The organism is Bradyrhizobium iriomotense (assembly GCF_018130765.1).
In the GTDB taxonomy this organism is placed as follows: Bacteria; Pseudomonadota; Alphaproteobacteria; order Rhizobiales; family Xanthobacteraceae; genus Bradyrhizobium; species Bradyrhizobium iriomotense_A.
In genome coordinates this window covers 248024-270357 of record NZ_JAFCJZ010000002.1, presented here as the reverse complement: position 1 = coordinate 270357, position 22334 = coordinate 248024, and the positions used below count along the sequence as shown (strand labels likewise).

Genomic DNA, 22334 nt, shown 5'->3' with positions numbered 1-22334 from the left:
TTAAACGGAACTCGCGCACGAACCGAACCGCCGGACTTCGGCCAGAGAGCGTCAACGTCGGGGTCCTGTGGCCCCAGGAGAGTCAGGGACGACCCGCGTGCGCTCGCTCGTGATCGAAGACGAACCGCAGATCGGCGCCTATGTCAGCCGCCTGCTCGGACAATTGCACGGCGTCGTCGACCTCGTCGGCTCGATCGCCGACGCGCGCCAGGCGCTGGACAATTTCAAATATGATCTCGCGATCGTCGACCGGATGCTGCCCGACGGCGATGCGCTCGAGGTGGTCACGGCGCTGAGCCAGTCGCCGGATCGCCCAGCGATCATCATGCTGACGTCCAAGGATGCCAAGGAGGACGTTATCGACGGTCTCAACGGCGGCGCAGACGACTATCTCGGCAAGCCGTTCGAGCCGCAGGAGCTGATTGCGCGGGTGCGCGCCGTGCTGCGGCGGCCGCGACTGCTCGCACCTTCGGTGCTGTCGCTCGGCAATGTCGAGCTGCATCTCGGCAGCAACGAAGTCGTGGTCGCCGACAGGAAGATCCTGCTGCGGCGGCGCGAGGCGCTGATCCTCGGAGCGCTGCTGATGCGCCGCGACCGCGTCATCACCCGCGCCGCCCTGATCGAGGAAATCTACGGTTTCGACGACGAGATCGAATCCAACACGCTCGAAGCGCAGGTCTCGCGCCTGAGGAAGAAGCTGGCCGCATTCGGCGGCGACGTCGAGATCCGCAGCATGCGCGGCATCGGCTACATCCTGCGGCTGGCGACGCCGCGATGACCTCGATCGCCCGGACCTTTGCGCTGTCGCTCGGCATCGCCGCGACGACGATCTTCCTGATCATGCTCGGCATCTTCATCTGGCGCTATCCGATGGAGGAGCGCGAGTTCAGGGCTTGCCGGGTCGTGGTTGCCGTTCTCGACCGCGCCACCGATATCGAAGGGCAGAGCCTGACGGTGCGCCCGACGCGCGCCCTCGAAGAGCTGAAGGCGGACAGCCCGAACCTCTGGTACGTCGTGTCCGCAGGCGACATGGTCAGCGAGTACGGCAGCGAACGCCGGCCGGCCCTCCCCTTCGCGTTTCCCTATCACGGGCCCGTCGGATCGTCCGTCTTCAACACGCTCGACCAGAAGAGCACCTTCTGCCTCGCCGTCGTGCAACGAGGTTCGTTGCAGCTCACAATGATGGTCGGCGAGCCTCAAGTGCGGTTCGGCCGGATCGCAAGAAACTTTCTCGTCCGCAGTGTTTTCTCGATCATGCTGCTGGCGCTGGCCTTTGCCGCGACCGTTGCCGTCGGTGCGGCGCTGGCCGCACGTTTCGTCACGCGCGGCATCGAACGGGTGGCGCTTCGCGCACTCGCGATCGACCCTGCAGCACCGCAAGGCCTGATATCGCTGTCCGAGGTCCCACGCGAGCTGAAGCCGCTGGTGGAGGCGCTGAACCGCGCCTTCGGCGAGATCGACGCCTATATCAGGATGCAGCGCCGCTTTCTCGGCAATGCAGCCCATCAGCTCCGCACGCCGCTGACGCTGCTGCGCGCGAAGATCGATGACGTGCCCGATCCGGCCCTGAAGACCGAGCTGGTGCGGGATGTCCGCCGCCTGACGTCGCTGGTCTCAGCCATGCTCGACCTGGCGCGCCTGCAAAATCACGCGATCGAAAAGCGTCCGATCGATCTTGCCGAAATCACGCTGGACGTGCTGGCCGATTTCGGTCCCTCGGCGCTGGATGCCGGCATCGAGCTTGCGCTGGAGCGGGCTGACGAAGGGCCATTCCTGGTGCAGGGCGTGGACGCCGCCATCCGCAGCGCGCTCGCCAATCTCGTCGGCAACGCACTCATCCACGCCCGTGGCGCGCGGCGCATTGTCGCCACACTCGGCCGCGGCAGCATCTCGATCGACGATGACGGCGCAGGCCTGCCCGACGGCACGGAGCACAAGCTGCTGGAGCCGTTTCAGACCGGCAACAGCGCAGGCGACGGCGCCGGCCTCGGCCTGTCGATCGTCCGCGAGATCATGGCCGCCCATGGCGGCGAGCTCGTCATCGCCTCCGAGCCCGGCCGCGGCACGACGATGCGCCTGCGCTTTCCCGAGGCCACCGCGGCGGCCAGCTCGCGGCACTTGGCTTTGGAGGCGCACTAAGGCGTCGCCTTCCTTCCGCGAAACCGTCCGGAAACATTGGCGCTGAAAACTTCTTCCTCGTTTCATCCTTTCGCACCAAGCAACCAATATGTGCGCCGACGGCAACAGGAATGTTCGCGCCCAAGCGAACCTGCCGCGGCATCACCGCGACCAAACCTCCGATTGACATCTTTCACGGAGATTTTCCAATGCGCGTTCTCTCGATGATTGCCATTGCCGGTGCAATGATTGCCAGCTCCGCTGCCGCGTTCGCCGGCGAGCTTCCCTCTTACGAAGTGAAGTCGTTTCCGATCTCGTCGACGCAGGTGCAGGTGCTCGGCGGTGCCGGAGTCGAGGAGCAGTCCACCGCGCCCACGATGATCGTCGCCGGCATGCCCGCCTCGCCCGCGCAGGTCTCGGTGCTGTCGCCGCGCGTGAAGCGGCTTGCGAGCGCGAATTCGCAGAGCGAAGCGCGCTGACCGGTCGCGTCCACGCACACCGCGCCATTCTCTCATTCACGCATCCGCGCGCCGACATCAATCGGCGCCGGATCACCAGGCCTCGCTCTGGGCGAAGCACCGCCTTTCCCAGTTTGGCCTGCCCGGCGTCACCCTCGGCGGCGGCGTGCGCTATATCGGCGCCTCCTGGGACGGCACCGACACCATCCGCACGCCCGACTACACCCTGTTCGATGCCATGGCCCGTTACGAGACCGGTCCCTGGCGGCTGCAGGTCAATGCCAGCAACCTCTTCGACAAGCGCCACCTCACCACCTGCCTGGCGCGCGGCGATTGCTTCCTCGGCATCGGCCGCACCGTGCTCGGCAGCGTGACCTACAGATTCTAGCAGTAGCCTCTACGTCATGCTGCCCGGCATGAAGCAGCGCACGCGCGGGTGGCCGTCGATATAGTGCTTCCACACCATGGTGCGGCCGATCTTGTTCGGCTCGGTGATCACCGCTCCCTCCGGCACGAGCACCCATTCGCCGTCGAGATGGACGCGGTAGCGCCCCTTGTCGGATTCCCAGTCGACATCGGCGACCACATAGCCGTCGGCGTCCGAGCAGCATTGCCCAAATTCGCTGTGCAGGCTCTCGAACCAGGGTTTGAGCGGCGAGTTTGCGTAGCGCCCGTCGTCGCGCGCCAGCGCCGATGTCGCCAGCAGCACGGTCAGGCCGAGCAGCATCGCCGCACACGGTCTTGCAAGTGTCATGTCGTCTTCCCGCGGGTCGAAGTCAGCGCCGCGAGGGACAGGCGCCATCGTCCGCCCTCCGCGCATTGGCGGCAGGCGGTGAGACGGCGACTCGCTCCCCAGCAGCTTTGCGACAGCTATGCAAATCCGGCGCCAGCGCGCATTCCGGAGAACTACTGCCGCACACAGTTGCCCACGCTTGCGTAGGCCTGCATGCATGACGTGCCGGCGATTATGCCCGCGCATTTTCGAGGCTTTCCTTGTCGCACCTCAACGTGTACGAACGTGGCCGCGAAACTTATCGCATTTGTTTAACCGGCTGTTTCGATTAGAGAATCAGGTGACGGCGTGACTGGCATTGGACCGGCAGCGCTATGAGTTCGAGAGAGTTGCTCCCTGGCCAGCAGGACGCGACCGATCTGCCCGCAAACCAGGTGCAGTTTGCGCTGGTGATCTCGCGCATGCTCGAGACGGTGAAGGACGACGCGGACGCCAGGCGGCAGATGGTCTACGACCTTGCCCGCTACAAGCTCCAGGAGCAGTTCACCTACGCCGACGCCAGAAACATCGACCAGATGAAGCGGGCGCTCGAGATCGCCATCGAGGAGGTCGAAAAATTCTCGCGTGAAGAGGCGCCGCTGGAGCGCCTGCCGTCGCAGCAACTCGCCTCGTCCAAGGAGACCGGCGGCGTTCTGTTGTCCGGCGATGGCACCGTCTTGCCATCAGGAGTCGGCAGGCCGCGCAGCAAGCTGCCTGCGATCTCGGGCCCGCTGCTGCCGGTGATCAAGCGCACGGCGGCCATCCTGCTTGCCGCCAGCGCAGTGATCCTGATCGTCTCGCAGCGGGACAATATCGCCGCGCTGCGGCGGAAGAACGCGTCCCAGCCCCCGGAGATCGCGCAGGTCGCGCCCAAGCCGGAGACGACGATTGCGGTCGCCAAGCCGGAGATGGTGACGCCCGCCGCACCTGCCCCGACGCGCGTGCTTCCCACCGACTACGGCGTCTACGCCCTGATCGACGACAAGTCGCTGGCGGAGTTGACCGCGACCGGCGTGATGGCGCCCGACATGCGGATTGCGATTTCACCGGAGTTCAGGAGGCCCGATCGGCCGCATCTGCCGAACGGCCGCGTCAAGTTCATCGTCTTCCGCCGCGATGTCGCGAACGCTATTCCCGAATACGTCGAGGTTCGGGTCGTGGCGAAGGTCGCCAGGGAATTTTCCAGCGACGCCGCCGGCAAGGCGCTCAGCAGCGGAGACGATGTCGGAGTGATCCGCAACTTCTCCTATCCGCTTCGGGTCTCGCCGATTCCGGGGAAGGCCGAGATGCATGAACTTCACGCCGGAGCTTCGGAGCTCGAGCTTCCGCCGGGACATTACGTCCTGAGCCTGGGAGCTCAGGCCTATTATTTCCAGGTCGACGGCGAGATCACCGATCCCCGGCAGTGCCTCGAGCGGGTCGTCGCCGGCAGCGGCACCTTCTATGCGCCGTGCAGGAAGGCGCGGACGTATTGACGGCCTCGTAGCCCGGTGAGCGCAGCGATATCAGGGACTCCCGCATATCGCTTCGCTCATGCGGGCTACAAGAAAACGCGAAAGCAGTCCTACTGCTTCGGCGCCGGCGCCATCATCGCGCCACCCTTCTTCGCGGGCGCGGGTGCCGGCTTGGTCGCGGCGGCCTGCGCGGGCAGATATTTGGCGACGATGGCGGGATCGACCTGGGCGATGTTGGCATCGGGCAGGCGCGTCCAGGTTTCGTCCTTGCCGAACAGGGAAATGCCGAGGAAGCCGCGCATGGTCAGGGTCTGACCATCGGGGCTCACCGTCATCTTGGCTTTCCAGATGTTGCCGTCGCGCGGATTGACCACGTTGCCGCCGTCATACTTCAGGCCGTCGCGCTTCATGTCGCGGATGAAGGAGAGCCCGAGCACCGGCTGGTTCTTGCGATCGTCCGTGCACTTCGTGCACGCCTCGTTCGGGTCGTCGCCGGGGCGCGGAAAGGTTTTTGCGATCACGCCTTCGAAGATGCCGTTGTGGTCGATGAAGAGGAACCATCCCACCGTCTTGCCGTCTTCGACCTTCTGCCACAGCCCAGCGGCGGTTGGCTGGGCCGACGTCGCAGCCGGAACTTGCGCCGCGGCCGGGCTCACCACGCCGAGCAGCGCAAGCGCGAGGAAGGGCAGCAGCCGAAAGCTGGAAAAGAGAGTCCGCATTATCATCACCTTGCTGAGCCAATCGCCTTGCTGAGCCAACACTTTGTCAAGCCAAGACCTTGGCAAGCCAAGACTATCCTAAGCCAAGACCGGAATGGCCGCACACTACGGCGATTTCGCGAACGGTTCCAGCACCAGAAACATGGGGCATTGCCTTGCTGCCCCCTCGCCCTCAGTTGACTCCCAGCTTCTTTTGCAGGCTGGAGGACGAGGTCGTGTACTGGAACACGAGCCGCTTCTCCGGATAGACATAACGATGGGCTTTTTGCGACATCAGCGCGCCCTCGTGGAAGCCGCACAGGATCAGCTTGATCTTGCCGGGATAGGTGTTGATGTCGCCGATGGCGAAGATGCCTGGCACGTTGGTCTCGAATGCGCTGGTCTCGACCGGCACGAGGTTGTTCTCGAGCGCAATGCCCCAGTTCGCGACCGGACCGAGCTTCATGGTCAGCCCGAAGAACGGCAGCATGGTGTCGCAGGCGACTTCCGTGATGCTGTTGTCGTTGCCCTTGACGGTCGCGCCGGTGAGCTTGCCGTCGGCGCCTGAGAGCGAGGTGACCTGGCCGAGCCGCAGATCCATCTTGCCGCTCGCGACCAGCGCGCGCATCTGCTCGACGCTGTGCGGGGCTGCGCGAAACTCGTCGCGCCGGTGCAGAAGCGTGATGCGCTTGGCCAGCGGATGCAGATTGAGCGTCCAGTCGAGCGCGGAATCGCCGCCGCCGACAATCAGAACGTTCTTGTCGCGGAACGTCTCCATCTTGCGCACGGCGTAGTGGACGGACGTGCCCTCATAGGCCTCGATCCCCGGCACCGGCGGACGCTTGGGCTGGAACGAGCCGCCGCCGGCAGCGATCACCACCACCTTGCATTCGAATACCTTGCCGGCGTCGGTGGTGCAGCGGAATGCGGGATCGCCGATCTTCTCCACGGTCTCGATCATCTCGCCGAGATGGAAGGTCGGGTGGAACGGCTTGATCTGTTCCATCAGCGCGTCGGTGAGCCCCTGCCCCGAGACGTGCGGAATGCCAGGAATGTCGTAGATCGGCTTTTCCGGATAGAGCTCGGCGCACTGGCCGCCGACCTTGTCGAGGATGTCGACGAAATGCGCCTTCATGTCGAGAAGGCCGAGCTCGAAGGCGGCGAACAGACCGCAGGGGCCGGCGCCAATAATCAGCACATCGGTTTTGATCACGTCGCTCATGTCGTCTCTTTATCGGTCGTTATCGGTTGGACGGCGCCCGTTGGGCAGAGGTGACCCTGCCTGTCTAGCCAACGGGGATGAAACAGGGAAGGCATAAAAGCGGGATCGCCCCGCCGCCGCGCCCACTTGCCGGGCCAAAATAACTCGGCTGTAACGAGGATGGATATGACGGAGATCAATCGGTGAACGCACCAGCCCGCCTCGACACGACGCCGCGCCTTGAGGACTTTCCGTTCCGCCTCAGTGACAATGTCCGCTTCGGCGACCTCGACCCGAACCAGCATGTCAACAACGCGGTCTACGCCACCTATTTCGAGACCGGCCGTGTCACGCTGATGAAGCTTCCCCAGTACGGGCTGACCCCGCCCGGCCTCGCCTGGATCATGGTGCGGCTCGACATGCATTTTCGCGCCGAGCTGCACTGGCCGAACACGATCGAGCTCGGCCTCGGCGTCGTGAAGCTCGGACGAACGTCCGTGACCTTCGAGCAGGTCGTGTTTTCGAACGGGAAGTGCGTTGCGTCAGCGACCTCCGTCGGCGTCCTGCTCGACGAGGCGACGCGCCGGCCGGCACCGCTGACCGCAGAGGTGATCGAGAAGTTCAGACCCTGGCACAAGCGCGGCATCGAGGTCGCGCCGCCCGGCATGTAGACTATGGAGGGACGATCAGGCCTGACGTTCCGGCGTCGCCACGACCAGCCCGTCGAGCTCGTCGGAGACCTTGATCTGGCAGGACAGGCGCGAGTTCGGGCGCACGTCGAAGCCGAAGTCCAGCATGTCCTCTTCCATCGGCGTCGGGCTGCCGACCTTCTCGCGCCAGGCTTCATCGACATAGACATGGCAGGTCGCGCAGGCACAGGCGCCGCCGCATTCGGCTTCGATGCCGGGAATGCTGTTGCGGATGGCGGCTTCCATCACGGTCGCGCCGTTCTCGATTTCCACCGTGCGGGTTTCGCCCTTGTGGTCGACAAAGTGAATCTTGGCCATGTGTGCTCGTGCTGCCGCGATGTTGGGAATGAAGGAGGGTCCGGGCTGTCCTATAACGGGTCGGGTAGCCCGGCGCCATAGCGTTTTCGAGCGGCGTGGATCCCGGTTCGCGCGCAGAAAACACGTCAAATCAAACGACTAGTGCGCAGGCCCCATATTCGTGGGGGGCGCCGGCCTAATGCTTCAGGATCGACGCGATCGCGGCACGGACCTCGGCCACCGCCTCTTTCAGCGCGGCAAGCGCAGGGAGCCGGTTGTGGCCGGTCCGGACCGCCGTCTCAAGGCTGGCGGCAGCATCGGCCACCGCAAAGGCGCCGATCCCGCGGGCCGACCCCTTGAGCGTGTGCGCGAGCGCGCCGGTCTCGGCCGGCAGCGCCGCCATCGCGGCGAGCAGACGGACGGCCTGCTCGGCGAACATCGCGAGCACTTCCTGTTCCAGCTCGGTGTCGCCGAGCGTCATCCGGGAGAGGTGGTCAAGATCGAGCGGGCTGTCGATCGGCGCAAGCGGGGGCGAGGGCATCCAGTCCATCCGTTGCAGTTCAGGCGTCATGGCGCAGGCCCCGGCATCGCGCGATGGTTCCGCCGGTCCGGCGGTGCGGTTCGCCCCAGCCAAGCATGGAAATGGTTAACGAAATGTTTGGGCTGATTTACGTAATTCTGCCCGTTTATTGACGAAAAGTCGCCGCAATTGGCCGGGTTCCGTGGAGAATTTCATTTATTGCTAAGGCGTTACGGCCCGATCCTGTTAACGATGATTAAGATTGTCTTAATCGCGGGCATTTCATTCGCGACGCTCTGCCAATAGGATGTTGCGGAAATTGGCGGACAAGCCGTCCGGGTGGGGACGGCTCGGAGATCCGCATAAGCGGCATGATCCGGTCTGTGGGCTTGCGTAGCGCGCAGGGCTCGCGGGGGGCGTGTACAAGTAACGAGGGCTCGGACTGAACATGGCGAACACTCCCAAAAAGGTCAAAGACCCCACAGAAGTTGCGCTTTCTGCGATCCAGGAAGCCCTGAACATCAGCGATACCGCTGCGGACACCAGCCGCAACGCCTCGATGCGGAGCGAAACGGCGCCTCAGGTGGAGCCTCCGCCGCCCCCGGTCTTCGACGATCCGAACTTCGAGCCGCGCCCCGCCGCCAACGAACGGTCGAACGTGTTCGACCCGGTCGAGGAGCCGCGCACCACACGCCGGGCCGCCAATGACGACCGCGAGACCATCGGTCAGCTGCTCCAGGCGCTTCAGAGGGGCCGCCCCGCCCGCAGCGTCTATACCTTCGCCACCATCTTCGCCGGCGTCTGGCTCGCCGCCTGCGCCGCGCTGACGGTCGGCTTCCTGCCCTCGATCCAGGCCGCCATGGGCCAGAGCGGCGGCGTGCTCGTCATCGCCGGCCTGATCGCGATGTTCTTCGCGCCGATCATGTTGTTCTACTTCCTGGCGAGCCTCGTCTGGCGCGGCCAGGAAATGCGCATGATCGCGCAGGCGATGGCGCAGGTTGCGATGCGCTTCTCCGAGCCCGAAGGCTCGGCCTCCGATTCCATGGTCACCGTCGGCCAGGCCATCCGCCGCGAGGTCGCGGCGATGGGCGACGGCATCGAGCGCGCGATCGCGCGCGCCGGCGAACTCGAGACGCTGGTCGCCAACGAGGTCGCCGCGCTGGAGCGCGCCTATAGCGACAACGAAGTGCGCATCCGCGCCCTGCTCCAGGACATCGCGCATCAGCGCGACAATCTGGTCGGCCAGGCCGAGCAGGTCCGCAGCGCCATCTCCGGCGTGCAGATCGATCTGCGCCACGACATCGCGCTGATCTCGGACGCGATCGCCTCGCGCGTCGACGAGGTCGCCAAGTCCATCACCGGCGCTCTCGAAGAGCGCGGCGCCCACATCACCAGCGCCTTGAGCAACGCCGGCGACAACATGATCCTGGCGCTCGGCGAGCGCGGCGGCGACCTGCTCGACCGCCTCGAGGAAGCCAGCAACGAGACCACGCGCGCCGTGCTCGACGCCAGCGAGCGGCTGACCACCAGCCTCAACTTCAAGACCGGCCACGTCCACGACGAATTCGTCGACCTCGCCGACCGTGTCCACGAAATGCTGAACGAGCGCATCGACCGCATCACCGGCGAGTTCGAGCAGCGCTCCTCGGCGATCGTCGACGGCATCTCCGACCGCACCGAGCAGGTGCACGACAGCTTGAAGAACTCGTCGGACTCGCTGCTGCTCGAGCTCGAGCTGCGCTCCAACGACATCTCCGCCAAGATCGACGACGCCGGCAGCCGCCTCGCCAACCAGATCATGACGAGCGGCGACAAGGCGAGCGAGGCGCTCGACGCCACGGTCAACACCCTCGTCGCCAAGGTCGTGAGCCAGACCGAGACCGCGCACGACTCGCTGTCGCTGCAGATGAGCGCCTTCGACGAGCTGGTAAAGAACCAGGGCACCGAGCTGGTCGAGAAGTTCGCCCGCGATTCCGGCACGCTGGGCGCGCTGATCACCCGCCACATCTCCGAGTTCGACCGCACCGTGAAGACGTTCGGCGGCGAGATCGTCGAGCGCATGGGCCAGCGCACGCAGGACATCCATGAGTCGCTGAAGACCTATGTCGACAATTTCGACACCCGCTTCACCTCCAACGGCGGCGAGATCACGGCCGTGCTCGACCAGCGCCTGGTGCAGTTCGAGACCACGATCGGCGAACGCGTCAACCATCTCGATGCCTCGCTGAACGGCAAGATCGCCGGCCTCGACGGCACGATCGAGGGCCACATCAAGACCTTCGACAACCAGCTCGTCGGCCGCGTCGCCGCGCTCGAACAGTCGTTCGACACCCGCGCCAAATCCGTGACCGAGACCATCGACGGCCGTCTCAACACGCTCGCCTCGTCGCTCACCGACGGTGCCGCGCAGGCGATCCAGTCGATCGACACCCGCCTCACCCACCTCACGACGTCGCTCACCGACGGCGCTTCGCAGGCCATCGAGACGATCGATGCGCGCCTCAACCATCTCACGAGCTCGCTGACCGATGGCGCCTCGCAGACCATCCAGTCGATTGATACCCGCCTCACGCATCTCACGACGACGCTGACGGGCGGCGCGACGCAGGCGCTCGAATCCATCGACTCCCGCCTCACCTACCTCGCCACCGCCGTGACCAACGGCGCTTCGCAGGCGGTGCAGTCGATCGACACCCGCCTCACGCTCCTGACCTCGACGCTCACCGACGGCACCGCGCAGGCGATCGAAGCGGTCGACCGCCGCATCACCGGCGTCACCGAGATCATCGACGGCCGCAGCACGCACCTGACCGACACGGTCACGGCGCGCTTCCAGGACATCCACCAGGCCATCGAGACCAAGGTCGGCTCGGTTGCCAACGACATCGACGTGCGCGTGGCGCAGTTCGAGGACCTGCTCGGCTCGCGCGTCGAAGCCGTCGCCGGCCGCATCGAGAGCAGCGGCCGCCAGGCCAGCGAGGACATGATGTCCCGCGCCGAGATGATCTCGACCGCGATCCGTTCGCATGTCGAGGACGCCGAGCGCTCGCTCACCAACCTCGTCGTCAACACCAGCGAGACGATCCAGACCGGTGCGCGCACCGCCCAGCAGTCGCTGATGACGGTCTCCTCCGACGTCAACGCCCAGCTCAAGATGACCTCGACCGAGGTCGAGCGCGCGCTGACCGCGGTCGGCACCGGCGCCGCCAACTCGATCCTGTCCAGCGCCCGCGAGGCGCAGTCGACCCTGGTCGCGGCCTCGGGCGATGCCTCCACCCAGATCAAGGGCCTCGCGGCCGACGTCGAGCGTACGCTGTCGGCGGCGGGTTCTGCCACCGCAGCCTCGATCCTGGCCGGCGCCCGCGAGGTGCAGACCACGCTCGTCACGGCGTCCTCGGATGCGGCCAACCACGTCAAGACGCTCACCGCCGACGTGCAGCGCTCGCTGTCGATGGCCGGCGCCACCACGGCGGAATCGATCACCGCCGGCGCCCGCGATGCGCAGAGCTCGCTGATCGCGACCTCGACCGAGACCGCCAACCAGATCAAGGCGCTGTCCTCGGACGTGCAGCGCTCGCTCTCGATGGCGGGCACCGCGACGGCCGAGACCATCATGACCGGCGCCCGCGAAGCCCAGAGCACGCTGGTCACGGCGTCTTCGGATGCGGCCAGCCAGGTCAAGTCGCTCGCCGCCGAGGTGCATCGTTCGCTCTCGCAGGCCGGACAGTCGACCGCCGAGACCATCACGACGAGCGCCCGCGACGCCCAGAGCACCCTTCTTGCTGTCTCCGCAGAACAAACCGGCCAGGTCCGTTCGCTCGCGGCCGAGATGCAGCGCGCGCTGGCGACCGCCGGCGGCGCCACCATCGAGGCGCTCACCAGCGGCGTGCGCGAGGCCCAGGGCACGCTGATCTCCGCCTCGACCGATGCGGCCAGCCAGATCAAGTCGCTGACCACGGATATCGAGCGCACGCTGACCGCGGTCGGCGCCGACACCGCCTCGACCATCCTCAACAGCGCGCGTGAGGCCCAGACCTCGCTGACCTCGACCTCGGCGGATGCCGCGAGCCAGATCCGCACGATCTCGACCGAGATCGAGCGCGCCCTGAGCACGGCCACGACGAACGCGACCAGCGAGATCCAGACCAGCGCGCTCAACGCCCAGAACGCGCTGATCTCCGCCTCCAACGAGGCGAGCTCGCGGGTCAAGTCGAGCTCGGCCGACGTCGAGCGCTCGGTGCTCGCCGCCAGCTCCAGCTTCGGCCAGGCCATGACCGGCAAGACCGACGAGATCGTCACCTATGTGCAGCAGCAGGCCGACCGTCTGTCGAACATGATCGACGCCAAGCGCGGCGCGCTGGTCGATGCGATCGGCTCCAAGACCAGCCAGCTCACGCTCGACATCGACCGCGTCACCTCCGACGCGCTGAAGTCGATCGAGACGCGCGGCCATGCGTTCTCGCAGACCATGATGGGCAACGGCTCGGAAGTCGCCCGCACCATCAATGCGGCGAGCGAGATGGCGACCGGCGCGGTCGGCAAGTCGCTCAAGGACCTCGAGCAGGCGTCGCGCTCGGCGATCGACCAGTCGCGCCAGGTCTCGATCGCGGCCGTCACCGAGATGCAGGAGACCAGCAAGATCCTGCGCACCGACACGGTCGCTCTGTTCGAGCGTCTGCGCGAAGGCAACATCCTCCTCCAGGAGGTGCTGACCGGTGCGCACGACAACCTCAATTCGCTGGAGCGGGCGCTGGTGACGCGTGTCGCCGACTTCGTCTCGGCGATGAACGACGTCACCTCGCGCAACGGCGCGGCGACGCAGAACCTGGAAGACCAGCTCAACGTCTTCAACAGCAAGACCACGAAGGCGCTGCAGGATCTCGGCGAGCTGTCGACCCAGTTCGACAAGCACGGCAAGGCGCTGGTCGATGCCGCGCAGGTCGTGGAGCAGAGCAACAAGAACACCACCGCCTCGCTCGCCGAGCGCAAGCAGGCGCTGGAATCGCTCGTCACCACGATCGACCTGCGCACGGCCGATCTCGACCAGCGGCTGTCGCGCTTCACCGGCCTGCTCGATGAATCGCTGGCCGCGGCCGAAGAGCGTGCCCGCGACATCGCCCGCGTCGTCGCCGAGACCGCCGGCGCAGGCTCGGCCGCGATCACCCGCCAGTTCGCGGCGGTGCGGTCGGCGTCCGAGGAGGAGCACCGCCAGACCATCGAGGCGATGCACGACATCTACCGCCAGACCACCGACGAGGCGGATGCGATGTTCAAGCAGTCGACCGAGAAGTTCACCAACCTCGTCTCCAGCATGAAGCAGATGGCGTTCGAGATGCACAACGAGCTCGAGGCCACCCGCAACGAGCTGCGCCGCGGCGTGCTCGAGATGCCGCAGGAGGCCGCCGAGAGCACTGCGCAGATGCGCAAGGTGATCGTCGACCAGATCGAGGCTCTCGCCGAACTCAACCGCATCGTGGCCCAGCATGGCCGCGGCCTCGACGTCACCACGACGGGCCGTGCTTCTGTCGCCGTCCAGCGTCAGGAAGAGCCGATGATGGCCGCTGTCGGCGGCCGAGCCACCGAGACCCGCATGCGCGACACCGGCAGCGCCTCGACGCTGCCGCCGCCGGACCTCGGCATGCCCGCGCCCTCGCGCCGCACCGAAGCGCCGCCGGTCGCGCCTTCCAGCAACGATCAGGGCCGTGACGGCTGGCTGTCGGACCTCCTCAACCGCACGGACGCCAACCAGGGCGCTCCGGCCGGACGCGAGGCTCCCCGTGCCCGCCAGGCACCTGCACCGCAGCCGCAGGCCCCGCAGGCGAGCAGCAATCCGCTGGAATCGCTGTCGCTCGACATCGGCCGGCTGATGGACCGCAACCTCGCCGCCGAGATGTGGGACCGCTACCAGCGCGGCGAGAACAAGGCCTTCACCAAGCGCCTCTACACGCCCGCCGGCCAGAAGGCCTTTGACGAGGTCGCCCGCAAGTACCGCGCCGATCGCAATTTCAAGGGCACGGTCGACCGCTACGTCGCCGAGTTCGAGCGCCTGCTCGACGAAGTCGCCCGCGACGGCCGCGGCCCGCAGGAGCTGCGCGGCCACCTGACCTCGGAGACGGGCCTGGTGTACACGTTGCTCGCACATGCGGCGGGCCGGCTGGGGTAAGACGGCAACAGCGATTGACGAACAGGGAAACGGAGGCCTCGCGGCCTCCGTTTTCGTTTGAAACGTGGAAGGTTCAGTTGCCGCCGGGCTGGGCGAACGACAGCCGCTCGGCGAGGACGGCGGCCTGGGTGCGCGATCCGACGCCGAGCTTGCGCAGGATGGTCGAGACGTGCCCCTTCACGGTCTGCTCGGCGATGTCGAGCTCGCCCGCGATCTGCTTATTGAGCTTGCCCTCGACGATCATCGCGAGAATGCGCAATTGCTGCGCCGACAGCGTCGCCATTCGTGCAGCCAGCTCGACATCGGCGCTCTGGATCGAGCCGCGGCCACCGACATTCGGCGGCATCCAGATTTCACCGGCGAGGATTTTCGTGATCGCATCCGCCATCTCGGGCAGGCTGAGCGATTTCGGGATGTAACCGGACGCGCCATAGGCAATGGCGCGGCGAATCGTGGCGGCGTCCTGCCGTGCCGAGATGATCGCCACCGGCACCGTCGGGAATTGCGCCGACAGGATGAACAGCGCTGCAAATCCCTGGATGCCCGGCATCGTCAGGTCCCACAGGATCAGGTCGATCTCGTCGGACTGGGCCGACAGCACGCCCAGCGCCTCGTCGAGCGACTGGCAGGCGATGATGTCGAGATCGGGCAGCACGGTCGAAAGCGCGCTGCGCAACGCAGCCTGCACCAGCGGATGATCGTCGCCGATCAGGATGCGCATCGTCAGGGAGTCTCCTGTTTCGTCGCGAGTTGCCGGCTCAAGGCTTCGCTGCCGAGAAAGCGCCGCAGCGCCGCCGGCTTGACCGGCTTCGACAGGATCTCACAGCCGCGCGCCCTTGCCTCCTTGCGCACCGCCTCGCTGCGATCGGCCGTGACGATCAGTGCGCGGACGTCGCGTCCCGACTTCTGCCTGAGATCGTCGAGAAAGTCCAAGCCGCTGCGACCGCCGTCGAGGTGATAATCGAGCAGCACGAGGTCCGGCGGGTGGGACGCGGCTTCTGCCATTGCTGTGTCGGCGTCCGCAGCGACCAGCACATGGTGCCCCCATCCGCCGAGCAGTGCCGTCAGGCCGTCGAGAATGGCCGCCTCGTTGTCGAGGCACAGGATCGTCAGCGCGCGTTCCGCGACCGCGGGCGGCGTATTTGCCGGCTTGCGCTGAAGCGGCGTTCCCGCTCCGCGAGCCAGCGGCACGGTGACGGCAAAGCACGAGCCCTGTCCCGGGCGCGACCGGACGTCGACGGGATGGCCCAGCAGCCGCGAGACGCGATCCACGATCGCAAGCCCGAGCCCCAGGCCCTTCTCCGATCCGGGTGCGAGACGTTGGAACTCCTCGAAGATCCGCTTCTGATCCTCCGCCGCGATCCCGACGCCGGTATCCCAGACCTCGATGCGCAGACCGCCGCCGCGCCGCCGGCAGCCGAGCAGGATACGGCCCCTAGGCGTGTAGCGCAGCGCGTTCGACAGCAGGTTCTGCAGGACCCGACGCAGGAAGTGCGGATCGCTGCGCACCGCCAGCCCGCAATCGACGACGCGCAGAACGAGCCCGCGCTCGCGCGCCATCGCCGAGAACTCCACCTTCAACTGCACGAGCAGGTCGGCGATCGGGAAGTCGAACGGCTCGGCGCGAACGGCGCCGGCATCATAGGAGGAGATGTCGAGCAGCCGGTCGAGCACATGCTCGGTCGAGCGCAGCGCCGTGATCGCGCTGCTCGCCAGATTGCGCTCCTTCTCCGCTCCGCCGGATGGTGTCGCGGCGTGCAGGCTCTCGTCGAGCGCGGACAGGAACAGCCGCGCCGCGTTCAGCGGTTGCAGCAGATCGTGGCTGGCCGCCGCCAGGAAGCGGGTCTTGCCGAGATTGGCCTGCTCGGCCTCCGCCTTGGCCTGCTCGAGCGCCTCGGTCCGCTCGCGGACACGCAACTCGAGACCCTCATTGGCCCGCCGCAGGGCTTCCGCCGCGCGATGACGCTCGGTGACATCGGTATAGGTCGAGACGTAGCCGCCCTCCGCGACGCGATCATAAACGATCTCGAGCACGGTGCCGTCGGGCCGCTTACGCTCGTAGCGATAGGGCCAGCTCTGCGTCGCGACATCGCGATTGACCAGGAGCGCGGCGAATTCGGAGGCGGCATATTCGCCGCGCTCGACGTTGAAGGCGATCAGCTCCGCCAGCGGAAGGCCGACGCGCACGAAGTCCGGCGGCAGGTCCAAAAGCGCGATGAAGCGGCCATTCCAGGCGGTGATGTTGAAATCGGCATCGAACGCGCAGATGCCCTGCGGCACGCTTTCGAGCGTGCTCTGCAGCAGCGTGCGGTTGAAGCGCAACGCCTCGGAGGCCTCGTCCAGCATCGCCATCGCCTCCCGCCGCGACAGCGAGTGCCCTTCCAGCGACGCCGCGATCACCACGCGCGCCGACGCCGCGCCGATCGCACCGGCGAGAAGGTTCTCCGTGAAGCGGATCGAGTCGAGGTCGACAAGGCCCGACGGATCGAGCCGCGGTCCGGCACCGGTCGCGCGGGCAGCCAGATAACCGTCGAAGGCCGCCGAGCCCCGCTCCACGCCGACAAAGCGCAGCGTCAGCGCGCGGAGATCGTCGAGACGGACCACCACGCGCGACGACAGTTTTGGCACCATCTCGCGGACGACGCCGTCGGCAAACGCGGCGGCCTGGTTGCGCTCAACGGTCGATTGCCGTCCGAGCGCGGAGAATGCCAGGAAGCAGACGAGGTTGGCGGCAAGGCTCCACAGCGTGGCATGCGAAATCGGATCGAGCCCTTCCAGTCCGAACAGCGCGTTCGGCTTGAGCCAGGCCAGCTGCCAGGGACCATGGCGCACGATCTCCTCGACGCCGGGCCAGAGCGGCGCGGCCGAGGGAAGCAGTAGCGTATAGGCCCAGATGCAGAATCCGGCCGCGATCCCGACCGACGCGCCGACCTTGTTGGCACGCGGCCAGTACAAGCCTCCGACGAAGGCCGGCCCGAACTGCGCGACCGCCACGAACGACAGCAGGCCGATCACGGTGAGCGGATAGGACTGGTTGACGAGGCGGTGCATCAGGTAGGCGAGCAACAGGATGCCCAGGATCGAGAACCGGCGCACCGCCACCAGCACCGAGGTCATCGGTCGGCTCTGTGCACGCAGGCCGAAGAACCGCGAGCGCAGCAGCAGGGGCATGATGACGTCGTTGCAGAGCATCGTGCTCAGCGCGACGGACGTCATGATCACCATGCCGGTGGCGGCCGACAGTCCGCCCAGGAAGGCCATCAGGCTGACGGCGCCGGCGTCCGCCGCGATCGGCAGCGAAATGACGTAGGTGTCGGGATCCATCATGGCGCCGAACCTCGTAAGCCCCGCCGCGGCGATCGGCAGGATCAGCAGGCTGAACAGCGCGAGGTAACCCGGATAGAGCCAGGCCGCGGTGCGCGTGTGGTTCGGGCTTTCATTCTCGACGACGGCGACATGAAATGCCTGAGGCAGGCACAGGAAGGCGATGGCAGAGATGATGATCGTCGAAGGCCAGACCGGCTGCGTCGGGTCGAAGCTGAGGATTCCCGCCAGTTGCGGATCCGATTTGAACTGCGACAGCAGTGCGGCCGGCCCGCCTGATAGCCCGAACAGCACGAACAACGCCACGATCAGGAAGGCGACCAGCTTGACGACGCTCTCGAAGGCGATCGCGAGCATCAGCCCGCGATGATGCTCGCTGGCGTGAACATGGCGGACGCCGAACACGATCGCGAACAGCGCCATCGATGCCGCCACGCCGAATGCGGAGTCCTGCCAGAACCGCAGCGCCTCGCCGCCGGCCCGCTCGGGCTGCAGGATCAGATAGTCAAAGCTCTTGCCGACCGCCTTGAGCTGGAGCGCGATGTAGGGAAGCACGCCGAGCAGCGAGGCCAGCGTCAGGAAGGCCGCCAGCACCTGGCTCTTGCCGTAACGCGCCGCGATGAAGTCGGCGATCGAGGTGACGTTCTGCGCCTTCGCGATCGCGATGACCTTGGACAGCAGCCGCTGCCCGAACAGCAGCACCAGGGTCGGGCCGATATAGATCGTGGCGAAGTCCAGACCGCTGGTGGCGGCGCGCCCGACCGACCCGTAGAAGCTCCACGAGGTGTTGTAGACCGCAAGCGTCAGGCAATAGCTGATCGCCGCCGCCCAGGAGTTCGGCGAAACCAGCGGCCCGCCGGCGCTCCGCCGGTCGCCCCACCAGGCCACCAGGAACAGCGTGGTCACATAGCCGGCAGCGACTGTGAGAACGAACCACGCCTGCAAGAGATCCTCACCCGAGACCGTCTGATCCGCCCGCGACGAGCGGCCGGGGCGCGGGCGGATACTAGAGCGTTTTCAATCGCATGGAAGGGTGTTCATTCCGAAAGAGAGCGGCGGCCGGACAATCCCCGGCCGCCGCTCGCAATCACTCGGCCGCCTCGCCGGACAGACGTTGCTGCGGTACGCGCTTGACCACCAGGTTGACCACCACGGCCACCACGATGTTGAGCGCGAGCGCGAGCAGGCCGGTGTAGATCGCGACCTTGCCGGCGCCGAAATCAATACCGTGCAGCGGCTTCAACCCGTCCGACCAGGCCAGCCACGACCCGCCTGCGAGGCCGACGGCCCAGCCGGCCAGCAGCGCGGTGCTCGAGAACCAGTTCAGATAGAGACCGAAGACAAGCGCCGGCAGCGTCTGCAGGATCCAGAGGCCTCCGAGCAGCTGCAGGTCGAGCGCGAACTGCGTCGGCATCAAGAGGATGGCGAGCAGCGCGCCGACCTTCACCAGCATGGAGGTGATCTTGGCGACCTTCGCTTCACCGGCCGGCGTCACCTTCGGATCGACCCACACCTTCCAGAAGTTGCGGGTGAACAGGTTGGCCGCGCCGATGCTCATCACCGCCGCCGGCACCAGCGCGCCGATGGCGATCGCCGCGAAGGCGAAGCCCGCGAACCAGCTCGGGAACAGCGTCTTGAACAGCTCGGGCACGACGTCGTTGTTGCTTGCGAGCTTAAGCCCGGCCGCATGGCCCATGTAACCCAGCAGCGCAAGCAAGCCGAGCAGCAGCGTATAGGCCGGCAGCAGCATCGCGTTCTTGCGAATGGTGTTGCCGCCGGACGAGGCGAAGATGCCGGTCAGCGTGTGCGGGTACATGAAGGCGGCGAGCGCCGAGCCGAGCGCCAGCGAGGCGTAGGGCACGATCTGCGCTGGCGACAGCAGGATGCCGCCCGAGCCCTTCGCGGCGAATGCCGCATCCGCCGCAGTGAAGATCGCTCCGTAGCCGCCGAGCTTGGACGGCACGATCGCGATCGCGGCGATCACCACGATGTAGATCATGATGTCCTTGACGAAGGCGATCAGCGCCGGTGCGCGCAGGCCCGACGAATAGGTGTAGAGCGCCAGCACCAGGAAGGCGAGGACGAGCGGCACCTCGCCGTGAAGGCCGAGCGCTTTGATCGCCACTTCCATGCCGATGAGCTGGAGCGCGATGTAGGGCATCGTCGCCAGCACGCCCGTCGCCGCAACGGCGAGCTCGAGCCCGCGCGAGCCGTAGGCACCGCGTACCACATCGCCCGCGGTGACGTAGCCGCGCTCCTTGGCGACCTTCCACAACACCGGCATCACCGCGAACACGAAGGGATAGACGATGATGGTGTAGGGCAGCGCGAAGAAGCCGTAGGCGCCGACCGCATAGACCAGCGCCGGAACGGCGATCACGGTGTAGGCGGTGTAGAAGTCGCCGCCGACCAGAAACCAGGTGATCCAGGTCCCGAACTTGCGGCCGCCGAGGCCCCACTCGTCGAGATGGGCGAGCGTTTCCGGCTTGCGCCAGCGCGATGCGACGAAGCCCATGCCGGTGACGAGGATGAACAGTGCGAGAAATACGGCGAACGCCGCGCTATCGACATCAGTCAGCACGACGCACGCTCCTGTAGACGATGTAGGTAAGCAGCGAGGTCAGCGGCACCCAGGCGAGCTGGTACCAGTAGAAGAACGGGAAGCCGAACAGATGCGGCTCCCTTATATTGTAGAACGGCACGATCATCAGGCCGATGAACGGCAACAACAGCAACAGGCGTACCACGCGCTCTCCTCCCCTGTGAGTGAAGTCGACGCGCCTTTTCGTGGGCGCGACTTGAGCGCGATATAGCGGACAATGACGGTCAGCCCATCCCCCTACCTTGGCTCGGCCAGCCCCCCATACTTTCGTATCGTCAGCGGACTCCCGCAGTCCTCAGCAGCGCGCACGCCGCGGTCATCCCGCGACGCCGATGCGCGTCGCGCGTGATAGGAATGAAGTACGGAGGGACCGCTACTGCCTGCGGCGTTCGTTCGACGGCGCCGGCTTCGGCGGCTCGGGCGGCGGGGCGGCTTGCGATGAGTTGCTGGCGCCGAACAGCACGCGGGTCGGGTTGCGGTCGAAATTGTTCACGGCGCGGCTGATGTCGCCGAGGGTGCGGCGGCCGTCGCTGATCAAGGCGCCGGAGCGCTTGTCGAAATCGTCGGCGAGTTCGCGGATCGACTTCACCGCCTGGAACAATTCGCCGCCGTCCTTGCCGCCGGCCAGCGTGTTGAGGCCGAGCATGAGGTTGTCAGCCTTGAGCATGACGCCGTCGACCTTGGCCATCACGCCGTCGATCTTCTCGGAGTTGCGCGCCAGCGAGTTGGTGAAGGTCTCCAGATTCTTCAGCGAGTTCTTCACCGATTCCTGATTGTCGGCGACGATCTTGTTGATGTTCTGCAGCGTGCCGCGGATCGCCTCGGTGACGTCCTGGAGCTTGTTGGGGTCGGCGGTCAGCGTCGGGATGCCGTCCTCGTCGAGCGGCGGCGCCGGTGCCGCCTCCTCGCCGCCCTTGAGGGAGATCGCCGCGACACCGGTGAGGCCCTGGAATTCGAGGCCGACCAGCGTGTCCTTGCGAATCGGGGCGTTGTTCTCGACCATGGCGAGTGCGACAACCCGCCGCGGGTTATCGAGCTTCACCGAGACGACTTCACCTACCCTGATACCGTTAAAATTGACGCTGCCGCCATTGCGCAGGCCCGCCGCCGGGCCCTCGAACACGACGCGCAAGGGGCTGCGCTGCTTGGTGGTGTGCAGCGACTGGAACCAGAGCACGAAGCCGATCGCCGCGGCGATTACCGCCAGCGTGAACGATCCGATCAGGACGTAATTCGCCCGCGTTTCCATCAGGTGCTCCGGCTACTCAACTCATGACCGCGCGGGCGCGCTTGCCATGGAAATACTGCCTCAACCAGGGATGCTGCGAGGCCTGCATGTCGGCGATCGACCCTGCCGCAATGATCTTACCGTTCCCTAAAACGGCGATGCGGTCGCAAGCGGTGTAAAGGCTGTCGAGGTCGTGGGTTACCATGAAAACGGTCAGACCCAAAGTGCGCTGGAGCGTCCGCACCAGCTCGTCGAAATCGCCGGCACCGATCGGATCGAGCCCCGAGGTCGGCTCGTCCAGGAACACGAGGTCCGGATCGAGCGACAGCGCGCGTGCGAGCGCGACGCGCTTGATCATGCCGCCCGAGAGTTCCGACGGGAAACGCTCGGCGACCTCGGGCTTGAGCCCGACCATGGCGAGCTTGGCCATGGTGATCTCGTCCATCAGCCGCTGCGACACGCGAAGATATTCGCGCATCGGAAACTGGATGTTCTGCCGCACGGTCAGCGAGGAGAACAGCGCGCCCTGCTGGAACAGCACGCCCCAGCGCCGCTCGACATTGCGCCGCTGCGACGTGCTGGAGGAATCCAGATCAACGCCGAACACTTCGATGGAGCCCGCGACCTTCGGCACGAGGCCGATGATGGTGCGCGTCAGCACCGACTTGCCCGCGCCGGAAGGACCGACAAAGCCCAAAATCTCGCCGCGCTTGACGTCGAGGTTGAGCCCGTCGAGCACGCGCGTTGCGCCGAACTGCACGGTGATGTCGCGGACGCGGATGATGGGATTTTGAATTTCGCCTGTCATCG

The 22334-nt window shown here is 66.2% G+C and carries 18 protein-coding genes; 7 read left to right on the top strand and 11 right to left on the bottom strand.

Annotation, left to right across the window (positions count from 1 at the left end; genetic code table 11):
- Positions 1-97 precede the first annotated feature (97 nt).
- The 4 genes from JQ635_RS39315 to JQ635_RS04715 all read left to right on the top strand — a co-directional run bounded on the left by JQ635_RS39315 (position 98) and on the right by JQ635_RS04715 (position 2964).
- Positions 98-778, top strand: coding sequence for a response regulator transcription factor (locus JQ635_RS39315; RefSeq protein WP_211408703.1), 681 nt, complete (start codon positions 98-100; stop codon positions 776-778).
- A complete protein-coding gene (locus JQ635_RS04725) occupies positions 775-2139 on the top strand; it encodes a sensor histidine kinase (protein ID WP_211408702.1) in 1365 nt (454 codons plus the stop codon). Before JQ635_RS39315 ends, JQ635_RS04725 begins: the two co-directional genes overlap by 4 nt.
- A gap of 188 nt (positions 2140-2327) precedes the next feature.
- Entirely contained in the window at positions 2328-2597 is a 270-nt protein-coding gene (locus JQ635_RS04720) for a hypothetical protein (RefSeq protein ID WP_211408701.1), read from the top strand.
- A complete protein-coding gene (locus tag JQ635_RS04715; protein WP_246583309.1) occupies positions 2563-2964 on the top strand; it encodes a TonB-dependent receptor domain-containing protein in 402 nt (133 codons plus the stop codon). The genes JQ635_RS04720 and JQ635_RS04715 overlap by 35 nt, the downstream gene beginning before the upstream one ends.
- A gap of 9 nt (positions 2965-2973) precedes the next feature.
- Here JQ635_RS04715 and JQ635_RS04710 read toward each other — a convergent pair whose 3' ends face one another.
- On the bottom strand, positions 2974-3330 hold the full coding sequence (locus tag JQ635_RS04710; protein ID WP_018642868.1) for a hypothetical protein: 357 nt from the start codon (positions 3328-3330) through the stop codon (positions 2974-2976).
- A 368-nt stretch (positions 3331-3698) separates the two neighbouring features.
- Here JQ635_RS04710 and JQ635_RS04705 point away from each other — a divergent pair, with 368 nt between their 5' ends.
- Entirely contained in the window at positions 3699-4823 is a 1125-nt protein-coding gene (locus JQ635_RS04705; RefSeq protein ID WP_246583308.1) for a hypothetical protein, read from the top strand.
- Positions 4824-4912: 89 nt separating this feature from the next.
- Here the strand turns inward: JQ635_RS04705 and JQ635_RS04700 are convergent, their stop codons facing one another.
- Positions 4913-5521 carry a DUF2147 domain-containing protein gene (locus JQ635_RS04700; protein ID WP_211408699.1) on the bottom strand — a complete coding sequence of 203 codons (609 nt, stop codon included), beginning with the start codon at positions 5519-5521 and terminating at the stop codon, positions 4913-4915.
- 172 nt (positions 5522-5693) lie between these two features.
- A complete protein-coding gene (locus JQ635_RS04695) occupies positions 5694-6722 on the bottom strand; it encodes an NAD(P)/FAD-dependent oxidoreductase (RefSeq protein ID WP_211408698.1) in 1029 nt (342 codons plus the stop codon).
- A gap of 182 nt (positions 6723-6904) precedes the next feature.
- On the opposite strand from JQ635_RS04695, the gene JQ635_RS04690 reads away from it, so the two are divergent.
- The gene (locus tag JQ635_RS04690) at positions 6905-7372 is read left to right on the top strand and encodes an acyl-CoA thioesterase (protein ID WP_211408697.1); all 468 of its coding nucleotides are present in this window, start codon (positions 6905-6907) and stop codon (positions 7370-7372) included.
- Between the two features lie 15 nt (positions 7373-7387).
- Here JQ635_RS04690 and JQ635_RS04685 read toward each other — a convergent pair whose 3' ends face one another.
- Together JQ635_RS04685 and JQ635_RS04680 are read right to left on the bottom strand one after the other, a co-directional pair.
- The gene (locus JQ635_RS04685; protein WP_008143731.1) at positions 7388-7708 is read right to left on the bottom strand and encodes a 2Fe-2S iron-sulfur cluster-binding protein; all 321 of its coding nucleotides are present in this window, start codon (positions 7706-7708) and stop codon (positions 7388-7390) included.
- A gap of 175 nt (positions 7709-7883) precedes the next feature.
- The gene (locus JQ635_RS04680) at positions 7884-8258 is read right to left on the bottom strand and encodes an Hpt domain-containing protein (RefSeq protein WP_211408696.1); all 375 of its coding nucleotides are present in this window, start codon (positions 8256-8258) and stop codon (positions 7884-7886) included.
- A 397-nt stretch (positions 8259-8655) separates the two neighbouring features.
- Between JQ635_RS04680 and JQ635_RS04675 the strand changes: the two genes are divergently transcribed.
- The gene (locus JQ635_RS04675; protein ID WP_211408695.1) at positions 8656-14370 is read left to right on the top strand and encodes a negative regulator of septation ring formation; all 5715 of its coding nucleotides are present in this window, start codon (positions 8656-8658) and stop codon (positions 14368-14370) included.
- Positions 14371-14443: 73 nt separating this feature from the next.
- Here JQ635_RS04675 and JQ635_RS04670 read toward each other — a convergent pair whose 3' ends face one another.
- From JQ635_RS04670 to JQ635_RS04645, 6 genes are all read right to left on the bottom strand, one after another.
- The gene (locus JQ635_RS04670; RefSeq protein WP_211408958.1) at positions 14444-15097 is read right to left on the bottom strand and encodes a response regulator; all 654 of its coding nucleotides are present in this window, start codon (positions 15095-15097) and stop codon (positions 14444-14446) included.
- Positions 15094-18639 carry a hybrid sensor histidine kinase/response regulator gene (locus JQ635_RS04665; protein WP_211408694.1) on the bottom strand — a complete coding sequence of 1182 codons (3546 nt, stop codon included), beginning with the start codon at positions 18637-18639 and terminating at the stop codon, positions 15094-15096. Before JQ635_RS04665 ends, JQ635_RS04670 begins: the two co-directional genes overlap by 4 nt.
- Before the next feature lie 142 nt (positions 18640-18781).
- Positions 18782-20275 (bottom strand): monocarboxylate uptake permease MctP, encoded by a 1494-nt coding sequence (gene mctP, locus JQ635_RS04660; protein ID WP_211408693.1) that lies wholly within the window; start codon positions 20273-20275, stop codon positions 18782-18784.
- On the bottom strand, positions 20265-20441 hold the full coding sequence (locus JQ635_RS04655; protein ID WP_018317353.1) for a DUF3311 domain-containing protein: 177 nt from the start codon (positions 20439-20441) through the stop codon (positions 20265-20267). Before JQ635_RS04655 ends, mctP begins: the two co-directional genes overlap by 11 nt.
- 228 nt (positions 20442-20669) lie before the next feature.
- Complete coding sequence (locus JQ635_RS04650; RefSeq protein ID WP_211408692.1) at positions 20670-21545, bottom strand: MlaD family protein; 876 nt, start codon at positions 21543-21545, stop codon at positions 20670-20672.
- A 16-nt stretch (positions 21546-21561) separates the two neighbouring features.
- Positions 21562-22332, bottom strand: coding sequence for an ABC transporter ATP-binding protein (locus JQ635_RS04645; RefSeq protein WP_211408691.1), 771 nt, complete (start codon positions 22330-22332; stop codon positions 21562-21564).
- Positions 22333-22334 lie beyond the last annotated feature (2 nt).